The organism is Streptomyces sp. NPDC014882 (assembly GCF_043081325.1).
Lineage (GTDB): Bacteria > Actinomycetota > Actinomycetes > Streptomycetales > Streptomycetaceae > Streptomyces.
In genome coordinates this window covers 402,796-425,861 of the sequence record NZ_JBIBWL010000005.1, presented here as the reverse complement: position 1 = coordinate 425,861, position 23,066 = coordinate 402,796, and the positions used below count along the sequence as shown (strand labels likewise).

General features: G+C 72.3%; 15 protein-coding genes and 1 tRNA gene. 9 read left to right on the top strand and 7 right to left on the bottom strand.

Going from position 1 to position 23,066, the window contains the following annotated elements; all coding sequences use genetic code 11:
- Positions 1-75: 75 nt before the first annotated feature.
- The 3 genes from mfd to ACF09K_RS15550 form a co-directional block, all read right to left on the bottom strand.
- Complete coding sequence (mfd, locus tag ACF09K_RS15560; RefSeq protein ID WP_392243794.1) at positions 76-3,603, bottom strand: transcription-repair coupling factor; 3,528 nt, start codon at positions 3,601-3,603, stop codon at positions 76-78.
- Positions 3,604-4,260: 657 nt separating this feature from the next.
- Positions 4,261-6,840, bottom strand: coding sequence for an ABC transporter permease (locus ACF09K_RS15555; protein ID WP_392243793.1), 2,580 nt, complete (start codon positions 6,838-6,840; stop codon positions 4,261-4,263).
- Positions 6,837-7,625 carry an ABC transporter ATP-binding protein gene (locus ACF09K_RS15550; RefSeq protein WP_392243791.1) on the bottom strand — a complete coding sequence of 263 codons (789 nt, stop codon included), beginning with the start codon at positions 7,623-7,625 and terminating at the stop codon, positions 6,837-6,839. The genes ACF09K_RS15555 and ACF09K_RS15550 overlap by 4 nt, the downstream gene beginning before the upstream one ends.
- Positions 7,626-8,130: 505 nt before the next feature.
- Here ACF09K_RS15550 and ACF09K_RS15545 point away from each other — a divergent pair.
- Complete coding sequence (locus tag ACF09K_RS15545) at positions 8,131-9,648, top strand: MFS transporter (RefSeq protein WP_392243789.1); 1,518 nt, start codon at positions 8,131-8,133, stop codon at positions 9,646-9,648.
- 322 nt (positions 9,649-9,970) lie between these two features.
- Here the strand turns inward: ACF09K_RS15545 and ACF09K_RS15540 are convergent, their stop codons facing one another.
- The 3 genes from ACF09K_RS15540 to ACF09K_RS15530 form a co-directional block, all read right to left on the bottom strand.
- Positions 9,971-10,855: a DivIVA domain-containing protein gene (locus ACF09K_RS15540; protein WP_392243787.1), complete on the bottom strand. Its 885-nt coding sequence runs from the start codon at positions 10,853-10,855 to the stop codon at positions 9,971-9,973.
- A gap of 192 nt (positions 10,856-11,047) precedes the next feature.
- On the bottom strand, positions 11,048-13,807 hold the full coding sequence (locus ACF09K_RS15535; protein WP_392243785.1) for an SUKH-4 family immunity protein: 2,760 nt from the start codon (positions 13,805-13,807) through the stop codon (positions 11,048-11,050).
- 7 nt (positions 13,808-13,814) lie between these two features.
- Positions 13,815-14,828, bottom strand: coding sequence for an SMI1/KNR4 family protein (locus tag ACF09K_RS15530; protein ID WP_392243784.1), 1,014 nt, complete (start codon positions 14,826-14,828; stop codon positions 13,815-13,817).
- Positions 14,829-15,137: 309 nt separating this feature from the next.
- Between ACF09K_RS15530 and ACF09K_RS15525 the strand changes: the two genes are divergently transcribed.
- Positions 15,138-15,653: a YwqJ-related putative deaminase gene (locus ACF09K_RS15525; RefSeq protein WP_392243782.1), complete on the top strand. Its 516-nt coding sequence runs from the start codon at positions 15,138-15,140 to the stop codon at positions 15,651-15,653.
- A gap of 109 nt (positions 15,654-15,762) precedes the next feature.
- Complete coding sequence (locus ACF09K_RS15520; RefSeq protein ID WP_392243780.1) at positions 15,763-16,254, top strand: SUKH-3 domain-containing protein; 492 nt, start codon at positions 15,763-15,765, stop codon at positions 16,252-16,254.
- A 171-nt stretch (positions 16,255-16,425) separates the two neighbouring features.
- Here the strand turns inward: ACF09K_RS15520 and ACF09K_RS15515 are convergent, their stop codons facing one another.
- Complete coding sequence (locus ACF09K_RS15515) at positions 16,426-17,718, bottom strand: sensor histidine kinase (RefSeq protein ID WP_392243778.1); 1,293 nt, start codon at positions 17,716-17,718, stop codon at positions 16,426-16,428.
- Between the two features lie 166 nt (positions 17,719-17,884).
- Here ACF09K_RS15515 and ACF09K_RS15510 point away from each other — a divergent pair, with 166 nt between their 5' ends.
- From ACF09K_RS15510 to pth, 6 genes are all read left to right on the top strand, one after another.
- Positions 17,885-18,748 (top strand): hypothetical protein, encoded by an 864-nt coding sequence (locus ACF09K_RS15510; protein WP_392243776.1) that lies wholly within the window; start codon positions 17,885-17,887, stop codon positions 18,746-18,748.
- 11 nt (positions 18,749-18,759) lie between these two features.
- Positions 18,760-18,830, top strand: a tRNA-Gln gene (locus tag ACF09K_RS15505).
- Between the two features lie 106 nt (positions 18,831-18,936).
- Positions 18,937-20,385, top strand: a complete 1,449-nt coding sequence (glmU, locus tag ACF09K_RS15500) for a bifunctional UDP-N-acetylglucosamine diphosphorylase/glucosamine-1-phosphate N-acetyltransferase GlmU (RefSeq protein WP_392243774.1) — start codon at positions 18,937-18,939, stop codon at positions 20,383-20,385.
- Positions 20,386-20,520: 135 nt separating this feature from the next.
- Positions 20,521-21,495: a ribose-phosphate diphosphokinase gene (locus ACF09K_RS15495; protein WP_363086569.1), complete on the top strand. Its 975-nt coding sequence runs from the start codon at positions 20,521-20,523 to the stop codon at positions 21,493-21,495.
- A 201-nt stretch (positions 21,496-21,696) separates the two neighbouring features.
- Entirely contained in the window at positions 21,697-22,293 is a 597-nt protein-coding gene (locus tag ACF09K_RS15490; RefSeq protein ID WP_392243772.1) for a 50S ribosomal protein L25/general stress protein Ctc, read from the top strand.
- Positions 22,294-22,367: 74 nt separating this feature from the next.
- A complete protein-coding gene (pth, locus tag ACF09K_RS15485; protein WP_392243770.1) occupies positions 22,368-22,970 on the top strand; it encodes an aminoacyl-tRNA hydrolase in 603 nt (200 codons plus the stop codon).
- Positions 22,971-23,066: the final 96 nt, after the last annotated feature.

The following is a 23,066-nucleotide window of genomic DNA, read 5'->3' as shown; positions in this document are numbered from 1 at the left end:
CGCCCGCCGGGCGCCTGCCGCCTGCCGCCGACCGCCTGCCGCCGACACCACCCGCCCGTCGCCCGCCCACCGCGCCTATCCCAGCACCGTGACCAGGAACTCGCCCACCCAGCCGAGCAGTTCGCGCCCGACCAGCGGCTTGCCGCCGACCTTCGCGGTCTTGGGGCGGGGGACGAGGAGCTGGTGCGCGGCCGGCTTGACGACCGTCCCCGGGTAGACCCGCTTCAGCCGCAGTTCCTGGGACTCGCGCAGTTCCACCGGCGCGAACCGGATGTTGGTGCCCTGGAGCATGATCTCCCCGACGCCGCACGAACGCGCGAGCATCCGCAGCCCGGCCACCAGCAGCAGGTTCTCCACCGGCTCGGGCAGCTTGCCGTAGCGGTCGACGAGTTCCTCGCGCACGGCCTTGACGTCGTCCTCGGAGTTGGCCGAGGCGATGGCCCGGTAGGCCTGGAGGCGCAGCCGCTCGCCGGGGGCGTAGTCGTGCGGCACGTGCGCGTCGACGGGCAGCTCGATCTTGACCTCCAGGGGGGCCTCCTCGATCTCCCCCGTCTCCAGCTGCCGCCGGTAGTCCGCGACCGCCTCGCCGACCATCCGCACGTACAGGTCGAAGCCGACGCCGGCGATGTGCCCGGACTGCTCGCCGCCGAGGAGGTTGCCGGCGCCGCGGATCTCCAGGTCCTTCATCGCCACGTACATGCCCGCGCCCATCTCCGTGTGCTGGGCGATGGTCGCCAGCCGCTCGTGGGCCGTCTCCGTGAGCGGCTTCTCCGGCGGGTACAGGAAGTAGGCGTAACCGCGTTCGCGGCCGCGGCCCACCCGGCCGCGCAGCTGGTGCAGCTGGGACAGGCCGAAGTTGTCGCCGCGTTCGACGATGAGGGTGTTGGCGTTGGAGATGTCGATGCCGGACTCGACGATGGTGGTGGAGACGAGCACGTCGAAGCGCTTCTCCCAGAAGTCGACGACGACCTTCTCCAGCGCGGTCTCCGACATCTGGCCGTGGGCGGTGGCGATCCGGGCCTCGGGCACGATCTCGCGCAGCCTCGCCGCGGCCCGGTCGATGGACTCGACCCGGTTGTGGATGTAGAAGACCTGGCCCTCGCGCAGCAGTTCGCGGCGGATCGCGGCGCCGATCTGCTTCTGCTCGTAGGGGCCGACGAAGGTGAGGACGGGGTGGCGCTCCTCGGGGGGCGTGGTGATCGTCGACATCTCGCGGATGCCGGTCACCGCCATCTCCAGGGTGCGCGGGATGGGGGTGGCCGACATCGTCAGGACGTCGACGTTGGCCCGCAGCTTCTTCAGTTGCTCCTTGTGCTCGACGCCGAAGCGCTGCTCCTCGTCGACGATGACCAGGCCCAGGTCCTTGAACTTCGTCTCCGAGGAGAACAGGCGGTGGGTGCCGATGACGACGTCGACGGAGCCCTCCCGCAGGCCCTCCAGGACCGCCTTGGCCTCCGTGTCGGACTGGAAGCGCGACAGCGCCCGCACCTTCACCGGGAACTGCGCGTACCGCTCGCTGAACGTGCCGAAGTGCTGCTGCACCAGCAGCGTCGTGGGCACCAGGACGGCGACCTGCTTGCCGTCCTGGACGGCCTTGAAGGCGGCGCGGACGGCGATCTCCGTCTTGCCGTAGCCGACGTCGCCGCAGATCAGGCGGTCCATGGGGACCGACTTCTCCATGTCGTCCTTGACCTCGGCGATGGTGGTGAGCTGGTCGGGCGTCTCCGCGTAGGGGAAGGCGTCCTCCAGTTCGCGCTGCCAGGGGGTGTCCGCGCCGAAGGCGTGCCCGGGTGCGGCCATGCGGGCGCTGTACAGCTTGATCAGGTCGGCGGCGATCTCCTTGACGGCCTTCTTCGCGCGCGCCTTCGTCTTCGTCCAGTCGGCGCCGCCGAGGCGGTGCAGGGTGGGCGCCTCGCCGCCGACGTACTTGGTGATCTGCTCGAGCTGGTCGGTGGGGATGTAGAGGCGGTCGCCGGGCTGGCCGCGCTTGGCGGGGGCGTACTCCACGACCAGGTACTCGCGGGTGGCGCCCTGGACCGTGCGCTGCACCATCTCGATGTAGCGGCCCACGCCGTGCTGCTCGTGGACGATGTGGTCGCCCGCCTCCAGGGTGAGCGGGTCGATGGTCTTGCGGCGGCGGGCGGGCATCCGGGCGCCGTCCTTGCCAGCCGCCTTCTGGCCGGTCAGGTCGGTCTCTGTGAGGACGGCGAGTCCGAGCGCCGGGTCCACGAAGCCGTGGTCGATGCAGCCGCACGCCACGTGCACGACCGCGGGGGAGATCTCGCCGAGGTCCGCGTCGAGGCGGGCCGCGACGCCCTCGCCGCCCAGTACCTCGACCGTGCGGGCCGCCGGGCCGTGCGCCTCGGTCACGAAGACCGTGCGCCAGCCGTCGGCGAGCCAGCCCTTGGTGTCGGCCAGCGCCCTCGCGGTGTCGCCGCGGTAGGCCTCGGGGGCGTGCATGCCGAGCTTGAGGGTGTCGCTCTCCAGCTCCAGGCCGGCGGCGAAGGGGGACACCGACCACCACATCATGTCCAGCTCGCGCGCGCGGTCCCGCACGTCGGCGAGGGACCACAGGGAGGCCGCGCCGACGTCGATGGGGGCCTCGCCCCCGCCCGCGGTGGCCGCCCAGGACGCCTGGAGGAACTCCTGGCTCGTCGCCACCAGGTCCGTCGCGCGCGTGCGGACCCGCTCGGGGTCGCAGACGACGGCCATCGCGTCCTCGGGCAGCACGTCGAGCAGCAGCTCCATGTCGTCGACGAGGACGGGCGCGAGGGACTCCATGCCCTCGACGGCGATGCCCTCCGCGATCCTGCCGAGCAGGTCGCCCAGTTCGGGGTGCTGTTCGGCGAGGGCACGCGCGCGCGTGCGGACGTCGTCGGTGAGGAGGAGTTCGCGGCAGGGGGGCGCCCACAGCCCGTGTTCGGCGACTTCGAGGGAGCGCTGGTCGGCGACCTTGAAGTAACGGATCTCCTCGACGTCGTCGCCCCAGAACTCGATCCGCAGGGGGTGTTCCTCGGTGGGCGGGAAGACGTCCAGGATGCCGCCGCGCACGGCGAACTCGCCGCGCTTCTCGACCAGTTCCACGCGCGCGTACGCGGCGGCGGCGAGGGCTGCGACGATCTCGTCCAGGTCGGCGGTCTGGCCGCCCCTGAGGGCCACCGGCTCCAGGTCGCCGAGCCCCTTGACCTGCGGCTGGAGCACCGAGCGCACGGGCGCCACGACGACGGAGACCGGGCCGGTCTCGGGGTCGTCGGGGCGGGGGTGGGCCAGGCGGCGCAGGACGGCGAGGCGGCGGCCGACGGTGTCGCTGCGCGGGCTGAGCCGCTCGTGCGGGAGGGTCTCCCAGGAGGGGTACTCCACGACGCCGTCCGGGGGCAGGAGCGAGCGCAGGGCGGCGGCGAGGTCCTCCGCCTCGCGACCGGTCGCCGTGACCGCGAGGACCGTGCGGGAGGTCTCCCGGGCGAGGGCGGCGATCGTGAAGGGGCGGGCCGCCGGGGGGCCGACGAGGTCGACGTGCGGGCGGTTGCCGTCGGCGGCGGCGGAGACCGCTTCCGCGAGGGCGGGATCCTTCACTACGGCGTCGAGCAGACCGTGCAGGCTCATGGAGGGGGTTTTCCGTCCGGGGGTCCGAGGTGGGTGATCTGGTCCGAGGTGGGCTTGCCGAGTGGACAACGCGAAGGGCCCGACGCGTGTCACGAGCCGGGGGTGTCCAGGGTACGACGGGGCGGGGCGGACCGCCCGGGCCTGTGGACGACTCGGGGCGGCGGGCGGGGCCGTTCCGCCCCCGCCGGACACCGGACGGGCCGCCCCGCCCCACCGCCGCCCCCTTTCCCACCGGGCCGGGTGGGCGGACACGGGCCGGGATCCGGGGCGGGGCGGAAGCCCCTGACGCGGCCCGGGGGGCCGCGCCCCTCTGACGAGGTCCGGGAGGCGGGGACCCTCTGACCGGATCCGGGGGCGGAAGCCCTCTGCCGAGGTCCAGGAAGGGGATCCCCTGCGGAATCCGGGGACGGAAGCCCCTGAGGAGATCCGGGACGGACCGGGGCCCGGGACGGAACCCACTGGCGGGATCCAGGCACAGGCCGGGGCCCGGGACGGAACCCACTGGCGGGATCCAGGGCAGGAAACCCCTGGCGGGATCCAGGGGCAGGTACCACCCTGCGGGATCCGGAGGGGGCGGAGGCTCCCGCCCGGGGCACGACGGAGCCGGCGCCGAAGAGCCCCCCGTGGCTCCTCGGCGCCGGCCCGCCCGACCGGAGGTCAGTCCGTGGCGATCGCGTTCAGGACGTTCATCCGGCCCGCCCGGAACGCCGGGACCAGCGCGGCGAACAGGCCCACGAAGGCCGAGGCGACGAAGACGCCGATGATCGTCGGCCAGGGGATGTCGAGGACGGTCAGGCCCTCCAGGGCGAGGAGCTGCTGGGCGGTGGCGCCCCAGCCCATGCCCAGGCCGAGGCCGAGCAGCGCGCCGAAGAGGGCGATGACGACCGACTCCAGGCGGATCATGCGGCGCAGCTGGCGGCGGGAGAGGCCGATCGCCCGCATGAGGCCGATCTCCCGGGTGCGCTCGACCACGGACAGGGCGAGGGTGTTCACCACGCCGAGCACCGCCACGATGATCGCGAGTGCCAGGAGGCCGTAGATCAGGTTCAGCATCTGGCCGATCTGGTCCTTCAGCTGCTCCTTGTAGTCGGTCTGGTCGCGGACGGTGTACTGCGGATAGCCGTGCAGCGCGGACTTCAGCGAGGCGTAGGCGGCGTCCTGCTGCCCCTCCTTCGCCGTGGCGAAGACGAGCTGGTCGAGCGGCATCTTCCCGGCCGGCACGTACGTGGCGACGGTCGAGATGGAGGCGTACATGGCGCCCTTGTCGATGACGACCTCGTCGCTGGTGATCGCGCGGACGGTGAGCTCGGCGGCGGTGCCGTCCTTGAAGGCGACCTGGACCTTAGAGCCGATCGTCAGACCGTGCTCCTCGGCGAAGCCCTCGAAGACGGACATCGAGTCGGGCCGGTAGGCGTCGGCGAGCTTGCCGGCGACGGTCTCGGTGGAGACGTCCGTCGCGTACGTCGGGTCGGCGGCGTTGATCGTCTCGCCCTTGGACGTCCTGCCGTCCGGGGTCGTCAGGTCGGCGTCGAGGAGCTTGTACTCGGTGACCCGTTCCAGGCCCGGCGTCGCCTTCACGGCCTGCACGGCCTGCGGGATGATCAGCTGGCCGCCGTCGTTCTGGATGATGAAGTCGGTGCCGACGCTGTTGTCGAGCTGCTCGGAGGCGGAGGCGACCATGGAGGAGCCGACCACCGACAGGCAGGCGACCAGGGCGAGCCCGATCATGAGGGCGGCGCCGGTGGCGCCGGTGCGGCGCGGGTTGCGCAGGGCGTTGCGCTCGGCCATCCGGCCGACGGGGCCGAAGGCCCGCAGCACGACCGCGCCGAGCACCCGGACCAGGCCGCCCGCGAGGAGCGGGCCGATCACCACGAACCCGATCAGGCTCAGGACGACGCCCAGGCCGAGCCACAGGGAGCCCTCGCTCGCCTTGTCGGCGGCGGAGGCGAGGTAGAGGCCGGCCACGCCGCCGCCGGTGAGCAGCAGTCCGAGCACGGCCCGTACGACACCGGCCCTGGCGTCGGCGGGGGCGCCGGCGTCGCGCAGCGCGGCCATCGGGGAGACCTTGCCGGCCCGGCGGGCGGGCAGGTAGGCGGCGAGGACGGTGACGACGACGCCGAGGACCAGGCCGACGACCGGGGTCGTCCAGGCCACCGTGAGGTCGTCGGTGGACAGGTTCATGCCGGTCATGCTCATGAGCTTCATCAGGCCGACGGCGATGCCGACGCCCGCGCCGACGCCGAGGACGGAGCCGACGACGCCGAGCAGCAGCGCCTCGGCCAGGACCGAGCGGTTGACCTGCTTGCGGCTGGAGCCGATGGCCCGCATCAGGCCGATCTCACGGGTGCGCTGGGCGACCAGCATGGAGAAGGTGTTGATGATCAGGAAGATGCCGACGAGGAAGGCGATCCCGGCGAAGCCGAGCATCGCGTACTTCATCACGTTCAGGAACTCGCCGACCTGCTCCTGGTTGGCGTCCGCGGTCTCCTTGGCGGTCTGCACCTTGTAGTCGCCGCCGAGCGCGGCCACCACGTTCTTCTTCAACTGCGCGTCGCTCACCCCGGCCGCGGCCGTGACGTTGACGTTGGTGAAGACGCCGGTCTCGCCGACGAGGGTCTCCTGCGCGGTCCTGGTGTCCAGGTAGAAGATCGCCGCGCCGGGGTTGGTGACGGTGAAGGACGCGATGGCCGAGACCTTCGCGGTGTGGGTGCCGACCGCGGTGATGACGGCGATCTCGTCGCCGAGCTTCAGGTGGTGCTTGTCGGCGGTGTCGGCGTCGACCATGATCTGGCCGGAGTCCGCGGGGGCGGCACCCTCGGTGATCTCCATGGTGCGGGCCTCGTTGGCGTTCCAGCTGCCGACGATGGTGGGGGCGCCGCTGGACGGCGACAGGCTGTCCTTGTCGGCGTCGACGACGGTCACGGCGCTGGAGAAGACGGTTCCCTCGGCCGACTTCACGCCGGCCGCCCCGCGGACCCTGCCGACCACGTCGGCCGGCATGACCGGCGGCTTGCCGTTCTTGGCGGTGGTCTCCCCGGTGTCGGAGGCGCCCTTCGCGCTCACCGTCACGTCGGAGGAGGTGGCCGCGAACAGCTTGTCGAAGGTGGTGTTCATGGTGTCGGTGAACACCAGCGTCCCGCAGACGAAGGCCACCGACAGCAGGACGGCCACGGCCGACAGGGCCATGCGTCCCTTGTGCGCGAAGAAGTTGCGCATCGAGGTTCTCAGCACGGTCATGACGTACGCCCCCGGGCGTCGAAGTCCTTCATGCGGTCCAGGACCTGCTCGGCGGTCGGCTGGTGCATCTCGTCGACGATGCGGCCGTCGGCGAGGTACAGGACGCGGTCGGCGTAGGAGGCGGCGACCGGGTCGTGGGTGACCATCACGATGGTCTGGCCGAGTTCGTCCACGGAGCGGCGCAGGAAGCCCAGGACCTCGGCGCCGGCCCGCGAGTCGAGGTTCCCGGTCGGCTCGTCGCCGAAGATGATCTCGGGGCGGGCGGCGAGGGCGCGGGCCACGGCGACGCGCTGCTGCTGGCCGCCGGAGAGCTGGGTGGGCCGGTGCCTGAGCCGGTCGGACAGCCCGACCGTCTCGACGACCTGCTGCAGCCAGGCCCGGTCGGGCTTGCGGCCGGCGATGTCCATGGGCAGCGTGATGTTCTCGATCGCGTTGAGCGTGGGCAGCAGGTTGAACGCCTGGAAGATGAACCCGATCCGGTCCCGGCGCAGCTGCGTCAGCTTCTTGTCCTTGAGCCCGGTGATCTCGGTCTCGTCCAGATAGATCTGCCCGGACGTGACGGTGTCCAGGCCGGCGAGGCAGTGCATCAGGGTGGACTTGCCGGACCCCGAGGGGCCCATGATCGCGGTGAAGCGGCCACGGGCGATGTCCACGTCGACGTGGTCGAGGGCGACGACGCGGGTCTCCCCGGACCCGTACGCCTTGACGACCTGCCGCGCCCGAGCGGCAACGGCCGTACGCCCTCCAGTGCCCCCGTGCCTGGGAATGGTCACAGCCGAAGTCACGTGAATCTCCAAAGGTCGAAAGTGAGGAAGCGAGCGGGACGCGCGCGTGGTGCCTGCCGCGTCGGTGCGTGGTGCGGTGCTCGCTTGGTGCGGTGCTCGCGTGGTGCTGCGCTTGGTGCGGCGCTGCCGTGCTGGGTACTGCGCGTGCCGGGTGCTACGTCGAAGAGTCTGTCGGTGCGACCGGGTCCGGCGCGCTGGGGCTCGGGCCCGTCTTCGTGGGGGGTTAACCCCACCTCCGGCCGGTGGGGTTGTCCGCCCCAGCGGCGTAAAGCCAGGTTAAGGAGCAGCCCGGGCCTCTCTCGTCCTCCGTCGGTACGAACCCTCCCCGAGCCGTAGTACGGAGATACCCCTAGGGGCTGTCCACCGAGAGGTGGAGTGTTCCTCGGGGTCGTGTCCACCCTGGGGCCCGGTCAGGCTCCACCCTCCCGTCGGGCCGGGGTCGGGTGGGAGGCTGTCCGGGGCCGATAGGTGCAAGGGGCACGGGACAGGCGGGGAGGAGCACCGGATGGGCGACACCAGACCCGCGGCACGGGAGGCCGCGGGGCAGGGGCGGGGGCGGGGCGCGGCCACCGCGAAGCGGGGGGCGGTGGCCGCCGCGCTGATGCTCTCCATGGCGCTGGCCGCGCTCGACGCCACCGTCGTGTCCACCGCCGTGCCGCAGATCGTCGGCGACCTCGGCGGGTTCTCCGTCTTCTCCTGGCTGTTCTCCGGCTATCTCCTCGCCGTCACCGTCACCCTGCCCGTCTACGGCAAGCTCTCCGACACCTTCGGCCGCAAACCCGTGCTGGTGGCCGGCGCGGTCCTCTTCCTGCTCGGTTCGCTGCTGTGCGCGCTCGCCTGGGACATGGGCGCGCTGATCGCGTTCCGCGTCGTGCAGGGCCTGGGCGGCGGCGCGCTGCAGGGCACCGTGCAGACCCTCGCCGCCGACCTCTACCCGCTGAAGGAGCGCCCGAGGATCCAGGCCAGGCTGTCCACCGTGTGGGCGGTGTCCGCGGTCGCGGGGCCGGGGCTGGGCGGGCTGCTGGCGGCGTACGCCGACTGGCGGTGGATCTTCCTGGTCAACCTGCCCGTCGGGGCGGTGGCGTTGTGGCTGATCGTGCGTCACCTGCACGAGCCGGAGCGGACGTCGGGGCCACGCGGCCGGGTCGACTGGGCGGGCGCGCTGGCGGTCTTCGCGACCGGCGGGGTGCTGCTGACCGCGCTGGTGCAGGGCGGGGTGGCCTGGCCGTGGCGGTCGGCGCCGTCGTTCGCCCTGTTCGCCGCGGGGCTCGTCCTGGCCGGCCTCGTCGTGGCGATCGAGCGCCGAGCCGCCGAGCCGATCATCCCGGGCTGGGTGTGGCGCCGCCGTACGATCGCCGCGGTCAACCTCGCGCTGGGCGCGCTGGGCCTGCTGATGGTGGCGCCCGCGGTGTTCCTGCCGACGTACGCGCAGGCGGTGCTGGGCCTGGACCCGGTGACGGCCGGGTTCGTGCTGTCGGTGTGGACGCTGAGCTGGCCGCTGTCGGCGGCCCTGAGCCAGCACGTGTACCGGCGCATCGGCTTCCGCGACACCGCCCTGCTCGGCATCGGCGCGGCGACGCTGGTCCTGCTCGCGTTCCCCCTGCTGCCGTATCCGGGGGCGGCCTGGCAGCCGATGCTGCTGATGCTGCTGCTCGGCGCGGCCCTGGGCCTGTTCCAGCTGCCGCTGATCGTCGGCGTGCAGTCGACGGTCGGCTGGTCGGAGCGCGGCACCGCCACCGCGTCCGTCCTCTTCTGCCGCCAGAGCGGGCAGACGATCGGCGCGGCCGTCTTCGGGGCGGTCGCCAACGGTGTGCTGGCGGCCCGGCTGGGCGGCGCGGGCGACCTGGACTCCGTCGTGCGCGACCTGGACGCGGGCGCCGCCGCCGGGGCGACCCGGCACGCGGTCGCGGAGGCCGTGCACGCGGTGTACCTGGGCGCGGCGGGCGCCGCCGCGCTCGCCTTCCTGCTGCTGCTGTGCCTGGCCCCGCGTCACTTCCCGGTGCTGGCCGAGCCGGGCGACTGATCCGGCGCCGGCGGCGGGGGGCCGCCCGCCCCGTCCGGGCGGGTGACGCCCCGCCCCGGTCCGGCCCGGCCTGCCCCGGCCCGGCCCGGCGCCGTGCTGCGGCGGCGGTCCTCCGCCGGTCGACCGGTCCGGTCGCCGTCGCGCCCTGCTTCGCCCCGGGCCCTGTCGTCACCGTCCCGCCTGGCCCCGCGACACCCCGTACGCCCTCTCGCCGCGCCGGGCCCTGATCCTCGTACGCCCCACGCCCCACGGCCCTCCCACCGCACCGGCCCCTGACCCCCGTACGCCCCGTAAGGGGATCGGGGCGGGGCCCGGCGGGGGCTCACTGCGCGCCGCGCCCCGTCAGGGTGCTCAGGCTGCTGCGCACGGAGTCGATCTGCGCCCGCACCTCGTCCCACCGCTCGCCGTGCTCGCGCAGCACCCGTTCCGTCTCGCGGGCGATCCGTTCCGCACGCGCGCGGGCCTCGGCGACGACTTCGGCGGCACGCGCGTGTGCCTCCTCCTGGCGCAGGCGGGCGGCTTCCCCGGCGTCGGCGAGGTCCTGCCGTGCCGCGGACAGCGCCGCCTCGGCGCGCGCCACCAGCCGCGCGTGGTGCGCGTCGAGCGCGGCGGCCCGGTCGGCCTCCGCGCGCTCGGCCGCGGCCCACCGCCCGGCCTCGTCCCGCTCCCGGCCGGCGAGCAGGGCGGCGGTGCGCCGGCGCGTCTCGCGCAGGGCCGCGAGGGCCTCGCCCCGGTGCTCCCGCACCTCGCGCCGGGCGCCGACGCGGATCCCGTCGGCCTCGGCGCGCGCCGCGAGCAGGTGCTGCCGGGCGCGCTCCTGCGCCCGTGCGCGGACCTCGTCGGCCCGTTCCCGCGCCGTCGCGCGCACCGCCCGGGCGTCCGCCGCGGCCCGCGCGACCTGTTCCCGCGCCGCGCTCCGGGCGCGTTCCCGCACGGCCGCCGCCTCCTCCTGCCCGAGCTGGAAGATGCGCCGGGCGCGCTCCCCGAGGGCGTCGTACGTCTGCGGCGCCAGCCCGCTCACGGCCTCCCGCAGCCGTACGGCCTCGGCCTCCATGTCCTTGGCCAGCACGGTCAGCCGGGCGGCCCGCTCCCAGGCGGCGTCCCGGTCGGCCGAGAGCGCGGCGAGGTACGCGTCGACCTGTCCGGGCCGGTAACCGCGTCCGCGAACGGTCCTGAACCCGGGTGGTGCCTTCGAGACGCCGATCACCTGGAACCCCTCTCCACCGGACGGCCGCGGAAGAAATGATTTCCCGCATATCATGAGGTATCAGATGTAAACGCCCGTCACGCGACACTCCGCGCGCGGGTCGAGGCCGTCCGCCCATGCGAAAGGGCCGGGCCCGGTCACTCGACCGGGCCCGGCCCTCCCGCGCACCCGCGCGTCAGCGGGGCGGACGCCTCACAGCAGCCCGTCCCACATCTCCTCCAGCAGCACCGACCACCAGCTCTCCGGCGAACCGAGCGCCACCGGGTCCAGCGCGGCCAGCTGCGCCTGGAAGTCGACGGTCCAGCGGCCCGCCTGCTCCTGGTTCAGCCCGAACCGCAGCCGCCACATCCGCCCCAGCAGCGCGAGGCAGCGCGCGAACTCCGGCAGCCCGCTGTTCACGAACTGCGGCGCCACGGGCGCCCCGCCCGGCCCCGCCTCCACGGGCACGGCCACGATGTGCGCCGTGCCGTACTGCACGCAGAGCGCCTTGCCGAAGTCGCTGCCCATGACGAGGTACGAGCCCGCGTCCGCCGCCGGACGCACCCCCCGCTCCGCCGCCAGCTCGGCCAGCGTCGGCACCGGCCGCCCCGGCTGGGCCTGCGCCCAGAAGAACGGCCCCATGTCCACCGGCAGACCCGCGACGACCAGCGTGTGCGCCACGATCGGCGGCACACCCTGCCGGGACACCGCGGCCTGCTCGAACCGGAACACCCCCGGCCCGAACGCCGCACCCATCTCCTGCGCGATCGCCTCCGGCGGGACCGGCGGCAACGGCTGCACCGGCGGCAACGGCGCGCGCACCGGGGCGGGACGCGCCGGACCGTCGGCGACCTGATGCAACTCGCCCTGATGAGCCAGGAGTTGCTGCATCCCCTGCTGCCGGCTCGCATGGTCCGTGCCGTACGGCGCGATGCTCGTGATCCGCGCCTGCGGCCACTGCTCACGGATCATCCGCGCGCAGTACGCCCCCGGCAGCTCACACGACTCCAGCTCGGTGTGCAGCTCCAGCACCTGGTCCTGCGGCACGTTCATCGCCCGCAGCTCGTGGAAGATCTGCCACTCCGGGTGCGGCATGCCCGGCGCCGAACGCCGGATCACCTGCTGCTCCGACCCGTCGTGCGCCCGGTAGCGCAGCACGGCCTGGTAGCCCGGCCCGACGGTCGGCTGCCCCTGCTGGGGATACCCGTACGCCTGCGGCTGCCCGGGACCGGGCACGCCCGGCGGCGGCACGGCGCCGGGGGGCGGCATCGCGCCGGGCGGCGGCATCGGCGGTCGCGGGGCGCCCGGAGCCATCCCCGGAGCGCCGGGAGCGGGCGGCGGGGGCGGGGGCGCGCCGGGGCCGCCCGGCGGGGGCCCGGAAAGCATCGTGGCGGCCCGGTGCGCGGCACCCTGGGCCCCACCGGCGGACCCCCCGGGCGCGGCCGGGGCAGGAGGCATCCCCGGAGCGCCGGGAGCGCCCGGAGGGTGGGGAGCGCCGGGAGGCTGGGGGGCGCCCGGCGGCTGCGGCGCGCCCGGGCCCATCCGGCTCGGGTCCGCGAGCATCGTCGCGGCGTGGTGCACCCCGCCCGGGGGCGTACCGCCGGGCGGGTTCGGCGGGGCGGGCGGGCGCGGCCCACCGGGGGCGCCCGGAGCACCCGGAGCACCGGGGCCGGCGGGAGCGCCCGGCGTCCCCGGTCCCGCCGGTCCCTCGGGACCCAGCGACGACACCAGCTGCGTGGGCACGTAACCGCCCGCCGACGCGCCCGGCCCACCCGGACCGGCGGACGGCGCGGGCGTGGCACCCGGCCGCGCGCCGGGCATGCCCGGCGCGCTCGGCGGAGGCGGCGGCGGTGCCCCACCGGTACGCCGGCGCGGCGGCGGGGCCGCCTTGCTGGTCGCCGCATCGGCGATGTCCCCGGCGTTCGGCGCGAGCGGCCGCGCCGGAGCACCCGTGGCCCCCGGACCGGCCGGCGGCTGCGGCGCACCGGGCGCCTGCGCACCGGGCGCCTGCGCACCGCCGTAGGACGACGGCCCCGGCGGCGGAGGCGGGGTGGGGGCGGACGACGGCGCGGGAGCACCGCCCGGCGCTCCCGGCCCGTCCACGTCGGGGATCGCCGGCGCGACCGCCGTGGGCGGAATCCGGCTGCCGCCCGAGATCAGCGCCGTCTTGGCGTCCGACGCGGCGGAGGGCGGCGGCGGCACCTCGTCGTCGACACCGCTCAGCGGCGGCGCGAACACCGTCGCCGGCAGCGGCACGGAACGGTCGTCACCGGCATCGCCGTTGGTGTCCGTACCCGCCCAGGGCGTGGCCCCGGCGGGCGTGGGAACCGGCGTCGGCACCCCCGCCTGCGTCCGGGGCAGCGCCGGATCACCGAAGTCCCCGGCCGGACCCGCCGCAGCGGCAGGCGCCGGCGGGACGGGAGCAGCCGGAGAAACCGACGAAGAGGAAGAGGAAGAGGAAGACGGAGGGGAAGCGGAAGCAGCCCCGGACGAAGAGGCCGAGACCGGAGTCGGGGCCGAGGCCGGAGTCGGGGCCGAGGCCGGAGTCGGGGTCGAGGCAGGAGTCGAGGACGACGGCGCGGAATCCGCCGCCTCCCCGATCCCCAGCCGGTCCGCCGCCTCCTGCAACCACTCCGGCGGCGACAGCAGGAACGACGTCTGGTTCAGATCCACCCGCGCCGCGGCCGGCGGCACCGGCGCCGGCTCGCCCTCCGGACGGCCGTACTCCTCCTCGTACCGGCGGATCACCTCACCCACCGGCAGCGCCGGCCACAACGTGGCCTCACCGCTGTCGCGGGCCAGCACCAACCGCTGCCCGCCCCCGTCCGAACGCGGCCCCTCCGCACGGTCCTCGGCCCACACCACGAACCCGAGCCCGAACTCCCGCACCCGCACCTCACGGTGCTGATACGCCGGAACGTCCCCGTTGACCCACTCTTCACCGCGCTCCTGCGCCTGCGCGAACGTCACCATCGCCGGATCACTCCCCCACACCCACGGACGGAACGGAAGAACCGGAAGCGACCGGAACAACCCGCGCGAAACCACCGTCCACCATCAGATTCGCCACCGTCTCCAACTCCGGCGGCCGCCCCGCGAGCCGCGACAGGAAGACGTCGAAGTCCTCACCGCACGGCAGCAGCAACCGCTCCACCCGCTCCGCCGGCGACCACGCCGGATCCACGTCCCGCACGTCGTCGTACGCGCAGAACCACACCGAACCGATCCGGTCACCCTTCACCTTCACGGCCAGCAGACCGCCCTGCACGAACCCGACCCCCAGATAGTCCTTGGTCAGATGGTCACGCAGGCACTTGTTCACGTACACCAGGTCGTTGACGGCCGCCTCGTCCCGCACCGTGAAGAACGGCTGGTCCACCAGCAACCCCAACTCCGCGTCCAGCGCCGCCCCCACCGGAGCACAACCGCCCGCGGCCTTCAGGAACGTCCGGTACGCGCCCGGCAGCCGGTACCCCAGGTCCTCCTCGACCCCCTGCACCTGCTGCTCCGTCACCGCCACACCCGACTTCGGCAGCCCGAAGTGCGCCGGACGCGTCTCCTGCAACGGCCGCGTCCCGCGCTTCGCCTGGTCGACCACCGCCGTCGCGATCCCACCGTGGTGCCGCAGCAACGCCTTCACCTCGACCGGAACCAGCTCCAGCCGCCGCGAACCCGCCACGTGGTGCCACGTCCAGCCGTGCGGCGTCGCCACACTGTCCACCGTGTCCCACAACTCGTGCCCCGACGCCGACAACGCCGCGTTCGCCGACACGTAGTCCGTCAGCCGCAGCTCGTCGACGCCGAAACCCTCCGGCGGCTCCGCGATCTCCGCGGCCGCCCGCGCGTAGGGCGAGAAATCCGGGTGACCGTGCTCGTCGACCCGTACCCCTCTCGGGTGACGTGCAGCCCGGACCGGATCCGGGAAATGCACGACCTGCCCGGCATAGGCCGCGTTCGGCGGCGCGGCTCGCTGCCCGAGCCGACCTGTCGTCATGGCGGTTGCCCCCTGCGGCGCTCTGGACGGACCCCGGCGGCCCGATCCGCCTGCGGACCGACCACCACGCCCCGTATCCGACTGTCTCCAACGGTCTCCCACGCGCGTCAACCACGCGCCAGGCGGTGCCGACAGCCTAAGCGGTACGACGGCACCGGTCACCGGCCCTCCACTTCCGTGACCAGCCGTCACCCCGCCGTGACAGCCGGCCCCGGCCCGGGCGTGTCGCAGCGCCCCAGCTTCCACACAGGCCACGCCGTTTGGCACTCTGAGACCTCCGGGGGGATGCACGGGAGGGCAGAAACGATCATGAACGCCACGCAAACGGGACCGCACACCAGCCGCTCCGGCGACCCCCGCATCGGCTGGAGCAGCGCCGAGACCCCCCACGCGCCCGTCCTCCGCCACCGCCGCGACGGCATACTCCCCACCGTCGCCGCCGCCCTCTCCGTCCGCGGCGCCACCCTCACCAGCACCGCCGCCCGCGGCGACCAGCCCCCCGCCCTGCACCCCCTCGTGCAGGAGTTCCTCGACACCCTCCCCAGCGACCGGCGCGACCGCTACACCGGACGCTGCGCCGAAGCACTCCTCATCTCCCGCCACATCACCACCGTCGACACCACCCGCAGCAAACGCGCCGCCCGCAGACCCATGACCAACGGCGAAGCCCGCAAAGCACTCAAACAAGCCAAACTCACCGCCCGGCGCATCCGCGAGGACGGCGACCCCCTCCACGGCAGCTTCGCCACCCCCTGCCGCGCCTGCACCGCCCTCAGCGCCCACTTCGGCGTCCGCATCGTCGACCCCACGACCGACGACAGCTGACCCCCGCCCGCACACCTCACACGCCACACCCATGCCGCCACCACGCACCACCCCCCACACCCGCACGACGGCCCCACACCGACCCACGACCCCGACGGACGAAGGGCAGATGCACCCCGACCGCACCACCACACGCTTCCCCGTCCCCGTCGACGCCGCCCTGCGCACCGCCGGCTGGCAACCCGGACGCTGGGACATCAAACAGGCCGAGATCTGGGCCGACACCCTGCGCGAACACACCTCACCCGCCGGCCACCGCCACGCCGTCTTCCCCGCCGCCGTCGAGGCCTGGGCCGAATTCGGCGGCCTCCACATCACCCCCACCGGACCCGGCCGCCAGATCGCCCCCGCGACCCTCCACCTCGACCCCCTCCACGGCCTCCACCTCGCCCGCACCCTCGCCGACCTCGGCCGCGCCCTCGAGACCGACGTCAGCCCCCTCGGCGCCGAGACCGACAGCCACTCCCTCCTCGCCATCGACGCCGAAGGCCGCGTCTACGCCCTCGACCACACCGGCGACTGGTACCTCGGCCCCGACATCGACCAGGCCCTCGGCACCCTCGTCACCGGCATACAGCCCGTCCGCCTCACCGCCGGCTGACACCACCGGACCCCCACCCACCGGGACCCACCGGACCCCGGCCCACCCACACCGGACCCGCACCGGCCCCGGACCCGCACCCGCACCCGCACCCGCACCCGCACCCGCACCACCGAAGCCCCGCCAGAACCCCCACGCCACCCAAGACCCACCGGACCGGCCCCCCACCCCCTACACCGCCGGAATCACCGCCGACACCCGGAAACCCCCCGCCTCCGTCGGCCCCGACACGAACACCCCGCCCAACGCCACCACCCGCTCCCGCATCCCCACCAGACCATTGCCCCCCGACGGCAACCGCGCCGACGACGCCGCCCCCACCTCCGGCGGCGGCTCGTTCTCCACCTGCATCGCGATCTCCGCCACCCGGTGCGCCAACCGCACATACGTCTTCGCACCCGCCGCATGCTTGTGCACGTTCGTCAACGCCTCCTGCACCACCCGGTACGCCGTCTGCTCCACCTCCCGCGCATAACCCCGCACCACACCCTCCACCGACAGATCCACCACCATCCCCGCCGCCGCCGACTGCCCCACCAACTCGTCCAACTCCGACAGACACGGCCCCTCCCCCTCCTCCGCCACCCGCGAAACCGCCGCCACAGCGGCCGACGACACCGACGGCTCCGCACCCCGCCCCCGCCCGTCCCCACTGCGCAACACCCCGAGCATCTCCCGCAACTCGGTCAACGCCTGCCGCCCCATGTCCCCCACCAGCGCCGCGTTGCGCACCGCCTTCTCCGGATCCTTCCGCGCCACCGCCTGCAACGCCGCCGCGTGCACCACCATCAGACTCACCCGGTGCGCCACCACGTCGTGCATCTCCCGCGCGATCCGCGTCCGCTCCTCACCCCGCGCCCACTCCGCCCGCTCCTCGGCCCGCTCGGCCAGCAGCTGCAACTCCCGCTCCAGACTGTCCGCCCGCTCCCGCAGACTCTCCATCAACCGCCGCCGCGCCCCCACGTACAGCCCCAGCAGCAACGGCGGAGCCGTCAGCCCCAGCGAGGTCGTGATCGCCGCGAACGGAATGAACCAGTCCCCGATCGTCAGCCGCCCCTGGTCCATGCTCTGCCCCACCCGCACGAACGTCACGATCAACGTCCCCACCAGCTGCATCCCCGCCAACGAGGCGATGATCCGCCGCGGCAGCTCGGACGCGGCCAGGGTGTACAGCCCGACGATCCCCATCAGGAAACCCATCTGCGCCGGCGTGACGGCGATCGCCACCAGCACCACCGCGATCGGCCACTTCCGCCGCACCAGCAGCACCGACCCCGCGAGCAGCCCGAACACCACCCCGGCCGCCACCGGCACACCCGCGTCCCGCGCGAACGGATACCCCTCCGCCGCACACTCCGCGGCGGACACCACCGCGAGACTCCAGTCGAACACCGCACTGCGGCGCCTGCCCCACCACCACGGCCCTCCCCGAGCCGAGGCGTGCTCTTCCCCCGTCGTGGTCATACCTCCACCCTACGGGCGCCCACCCCGCCTTTTCCGGCGACTTTCACCGACTCCTCCCCACCACACCCCACAACCGAACAGCATCGAAACCCCCCGGTATCCCTCGAACTGCTGAATGACTCCCGTTCGAGCCCGGAACCTCACATTCCGACCGGACCGTATGCCTATGACACATTCACTCGGCAAGTACGCGGACTTCGAGGGACTACGGGAACGGGCGGTCGCCCTGCGGCGGGCGGGCTACAGCCTTCGGCAGATCCGGGACGAACTTCAGGTCCACAACAAGGACACCCTCCAGCGACTGGTCGAAGGGGAGCCGCCCCCGGAGTGGACGAAACGCCCTCGGGCGAAGGACGACCTGCGCGAGAAGGCGCGCGAGCTGCGGCAGCGAGGCTGGACGTACAACCAGATCCAGGCGGAGCTGGGCTGCTCCAAGAGCTCGGTTTCGCTGTGGGTGCGGGACCTGCCCTCACCGGAACGCCCGCGCCCCACCGACACCTCTGCGGCACAACGCGGACTGCAGCGTGCGGTCGAGAACCGCACCGTGGCACGGGAAGAGCTGAGAGCTCAGGCTTCCGCCGAGATCGGCCCGATGACACCCCGCGAACTCTTCCTTCTAGGTGTCGGGCTCTACTGGTCCGAGGGGGCGAAGGCCAAGCCCGGCACAAACCGTCGGGTCATCTTCGTGAACAGCGACCCCAGCATGATCGAGGTTTTCCTGTCCTGGCTCGACTTGCTCGGCGTGGAGCCGGAGCGCCGACGATTCTCCGTCGCCATTCACGAGTCGGCGGACGTCCCGGGAGCCGAGGCTTACTGGGCGCAGCGGCTCGGAATCGACGTCGGCGACCTCCTGAAGACGAGCCTCAAGAAGCACAACCCCAAGACGAACCGAACCAACACCGGCGACACCTACCACGGTTGCCTACGGGTCGCCGTCCTCAAAAGTGCCGACCTGCATCGTCGCGTGGAGGGCTGGTGGTACGGCATAGTAGGGGCTGCACTCGCCACCGATCCAAAAAATCGGACATAGCGAGCAAACCATCCCGGGTCGTCTAATGGTAGGACAAAGAGTTTTGGTCTCTTGAATGAGGGTTCGATTCCTTCCCCGGGAGCCCCCATGGGCCCTGACAGCACTGTCAGGGCCCACTCTCATGTCCGCCAAGAAACGCCCCGGTATCCTTCGGATGTCCCCCCTCTCCACAGCCGAAGGGCAACTCCGTGAGCGCCATCCGCCCGGCAGCCGTCGTCGTTCTCGCAGCGGGTGAGGGCACCCGTATGAAGTCGGCCCTACCGAAGGTCCTGCACGAGATCTGCGGCCGCAGTCTCGTGGGGCACGTCCTGGCCGCCTCCCGCGAGTTGGACCCCGAGAACCTGGTCGTCGTCGTCGGGCACGCGCGCGAGAAGGTCACCGCGCACCTCGCCGCGATCGACCCGGCCGTGCGGACCGCGGTGCAGGAGGAGCAGAACGGCACGGGGCACGCCGTGCGGATGGGTCTGGAGCAGCTCGGCGGTGCGGTGGACGGGACCGTGGTGGTGGTGTGCGGTGACACTCCGCTGCTGACGGGTGCGACGCTGGCGCGGTTGGCCGCGACGCATCACGCGGACGGGAACGCGGTGACCGTGTTGACGGCGGAGGTGCCGGACGCGACGGGGTACGGGCGGATCGTGCGGGACGAGGTGTCGGGTGCGGTCACGGGGATCGTGGAGCACAAGGACGCGTCGGAGGCGCAGCGGGCGGTCCGGGAGATCAATTCGGGTGTGTTCGCGTTCGACGGGCGGTTGCTGGCTCAGGCGTTGAAGCAGGTGCGTACGGACAACAGTCAGGGTGAGGAGTACCTGACGGACGTGCTGGGGATCCTGCGTGCGGACGGTCACCGTGTGGGTGCGTCGGTGGCGGGTGATCACCGTGAGATCGCGGGGATCAACAACCGGGTGCAGTTGGCGGAGGCGCGTCGGATTCTGAACGACCGGTTGCTGACGGACGCGATGCTGGCGGGGGTGACGGTGGTCGACCCCGCGACGACGTGGGTGGACGTGACGGTGTCGTTCGGGCGGGACGCGGTGGTGTTGCCGGGGACGCAGTTGCTGGGTGCGACGCGTGTGGGTGAGGGTGCGGAGGTGGGTCCGAACTGCCGGCTGAAGGACACGGTGGTGGGTGCGGGGGCGCGGGTGGACAACACGGTGGCGGACGGGGCCGAGGTGGGTCCGGAGGCGCTGGTGGGGCCGTACGCGTATCTGCGGCCGGGTACGCGGCTGGGGGTGAGGGCGAAGGTCGGTACGTACGTGGAGACGAAGAACGCGGTGATCGGTGAGGGTACGAAGGTGCCGCATCTGTCGTACGTGGGGGACGCGACGATCGGGGAGTACACGAACATCGGTGCGGCGAGTGTGTTTGTGAATTATGACGGACAGGACAAGCATCACACCGTTGTCGGGTCGCACTGCAAGACGGGTTCGGACAACATGTTTGTGGCTCCTGTCACGGTCGGGGACGGTGCGTACACCGCTGCCGGGTCCGTGATCACGAAGGACGTGCCGCCCGGTTCGCTGGCCGTGGCCCGTGGTCAGCAGCGGAATATCGAGGGTTGGGTGGCGCGTAAGCGTCCGGGGAGTGCGGCGGCGAAGGCTGCTGAGGCTGCTTCCCGGCAGGGCGAGGGCGAGAACTGACCGGAAACGAGTGCGTCGTGGACGGCGTACCGTGATAGGTGCACACCCGCACCCCCACCAGCTGAGACGGCTTCGTCGTGACCGGCGGCGAGGTTTTGGGTCAGCCGGCTGAGACACCTCTGAGGAGACAGTGCTGTGACCGGGATCAAGACGACCGGCGAGAAGAAGATGATGTTCTTCTCCGGCCGCGCCCACCCCGAGCTTGCCGAGGAGGTCGCCCACCAGCTGGGTGTCGGGGTCGTCCCGACGAAGGCCTTCGATTTCGCCAATGGTGAGATCTACGTCCGTTACGAGGAGTCGGCGCGTGGTGCGGACTGCTTCCTGATCCAGAGCCACACGGCTCCGATCAACAAGTGGATCATGGAGCAGTTGATCATGATCGATGCGTTGAAGCGGGCTTCGGCGCGTTCGATCACGGTGATCGTGCCGTTCTACGGTTATGCGCGGCAGGACAAGAAGCACCGTGGTCGTGAGCCGATCTCGGCGCGGCTGATCGCGGATCTGATGAAGACGGCGGGTGCGGACCGGATCCTGACGGTGGATCTGCACACGGACCAGATCCAGGGTTTCTTCGACGGTCCGGTGGATCACCTGTTCGCGTTGCCGTTGCTGGCGGACTACGTGGGCAGCAAGGTGGATCGTTCGAAGTTGACGGTGGTGTCGCCGGACGCGGGTCGGGTCCGGGTCGCGGACCGTTGGTGTGACCGTCTGGGTGCGCCGCTGGCGATCGTGCACAAGCGGCGTGACAAGGACGTGGCGAACCAGGTGACGGTCCACGAGGTGGTCGGTGAGGTCAAGGGCCGGGTGTGTGTCCTGGTCGACGACATGATCGACACGGGTGGCACGATCTGTGCGGCGGCGGACGCGTTGTTCGCGCACGGTGCGGAGGACGTCATCGTGACGGCGACGCACGGTGTGCTGTCGGGTCCGGCGGCGGACCGGTTGAAGAACTCGAAGGTGAGTGAGTTCGTGTTCACGAACACGTTGCCGACGCCGGGTGAGCTGGAGGTGGACAAGATCACGGTGCTGTCGATCGCGCCGACGATCGCGAACGCGGTGCGTGAGGTGTTCGAGGACGGTTCGGTGACGAGCCTGTTCGACGAGCAGTAGGCGGTGCGCCCGCTTCTGCCGGGTTGATCGATTTTTCTGCGGCCTCCCCCGCCGAGTAGACTGCGCGAGTTGCTCGGCGAGGGAGGCCGTACGCGTGTGACGCGTGTGTACGGCGGTCCGTTATCGACGCGCTCTTCGTAGCAGGCCGTTCGTGGCCGGGTGACCTTTCCGTCGTCGCTTTTTCTACGAGGAGTGAGTGTCATGTCCGAGGTAAAGATCGCCGCTGAGTCGCGTACCGAGTTCGGTAAGGGTGCGGCTCGCCGTATCCGTCGTGACAGCAAGGTTCCCGGTGTGCTGTACGGCCACGGTTCGGACCCGATCCACCTGACGCTGCCGGGTCACGAGCTGCTGCTCGCGCTGCGTACGCCGAACGTCCTGATCTCGCTGGACATCGACGGCAAGACGAACGAGCTGGCGATCCCGAAGTCGGTGCAGCGTGACCCGATCAAGGGTTTCCTGGAGCACGTCGACCTTCAGCTGGTCCAGCGTGGCGAGAAGGTCAACGTCGAGATCTTCGTGCAGACCGAGGGTGAGCTGGCTCCGGGCGGCAACCTGCTGGAGCACGTCCTGAACGCGCTGCCGGTCGAGGCCGAGGCGACGCACATCCCCGAGTCGGTCACGGTGTCGGTCGAGGGTCTGACGGCCGGTGACTCGATCCTGGCCAAGGACATCCCGCTGCCGTCGGGCACCAAGCTGGGTGTCGACGGTGAGACCGTGGTGCTGCAGGTGCTGGCCGCGCAGGCGGAGGAGCCCACCGAGGGCGAGGGTGAGGGCGGAGAGGTTTCCGCGGAGGCCTGATCCCCGTACCGCCGTCGTTTGTTCGTCAGCCGCTGTTCCCTCGGGGGGCAGCGGCTGGCGCGTATCGAGGAGAGTTGGACGTGACGAGCGACGCCGATGCCCCGTGGCTGATCGTGGGGTTGGGGAATCCGGGTCCGGAGTACGCGATGAACCGGCACAACGTGGGGTTCATGGTGGCCGATCTGCTGGCCGGGCGGGTCGGGGGGAGGTTCAAGCGGGCCGGGCGGGCGCAGGCGCAGGTCGTGGAGGGGCGGATCGGTCCGCCGGGGCCGGGCAGCCGGCGGGTGGTGGTGGCGAAGCCGATGTCGTACATGAACCTGTCGGGTGGTCCGGTGAACGCGCTGCGGGAGTTCTACAAGGTGCCGGTGGGGCGGGTGGTGGCGGTTCATGACGAGCTGGACATCGACTACGGGGTGCTGCGGCTGAAGCTGGGGGGCGGGGACAACGGGCACAACGGTCTGAAGTCGATGACGAAGGCGTTCGGGGCGGACTACCACCGGGTGCGGTTCGGGATCGGGCGGCCGCCGGGGCGGATGCAGGTGGCGGACTTCGTGCTGAAGGACTTCTCGGGGGCGGAGCGCAAGGAGCTGGACTATTTCGTGGACCGGGCTGCGGACGCGGTGGAGTGTCTGGTGATCGAGGGGTTGGAGCGGGCGCAGGGGACGTACAACTCCTGAGCGCGGGGCTCGCGGGGGGTGGGGTGCGCGGGGCTCGGGTGCGCGGGGGTGGGGAAAGGGCGGACAAGTCGCGACGTGTCACCCGTGGAGGTTGAC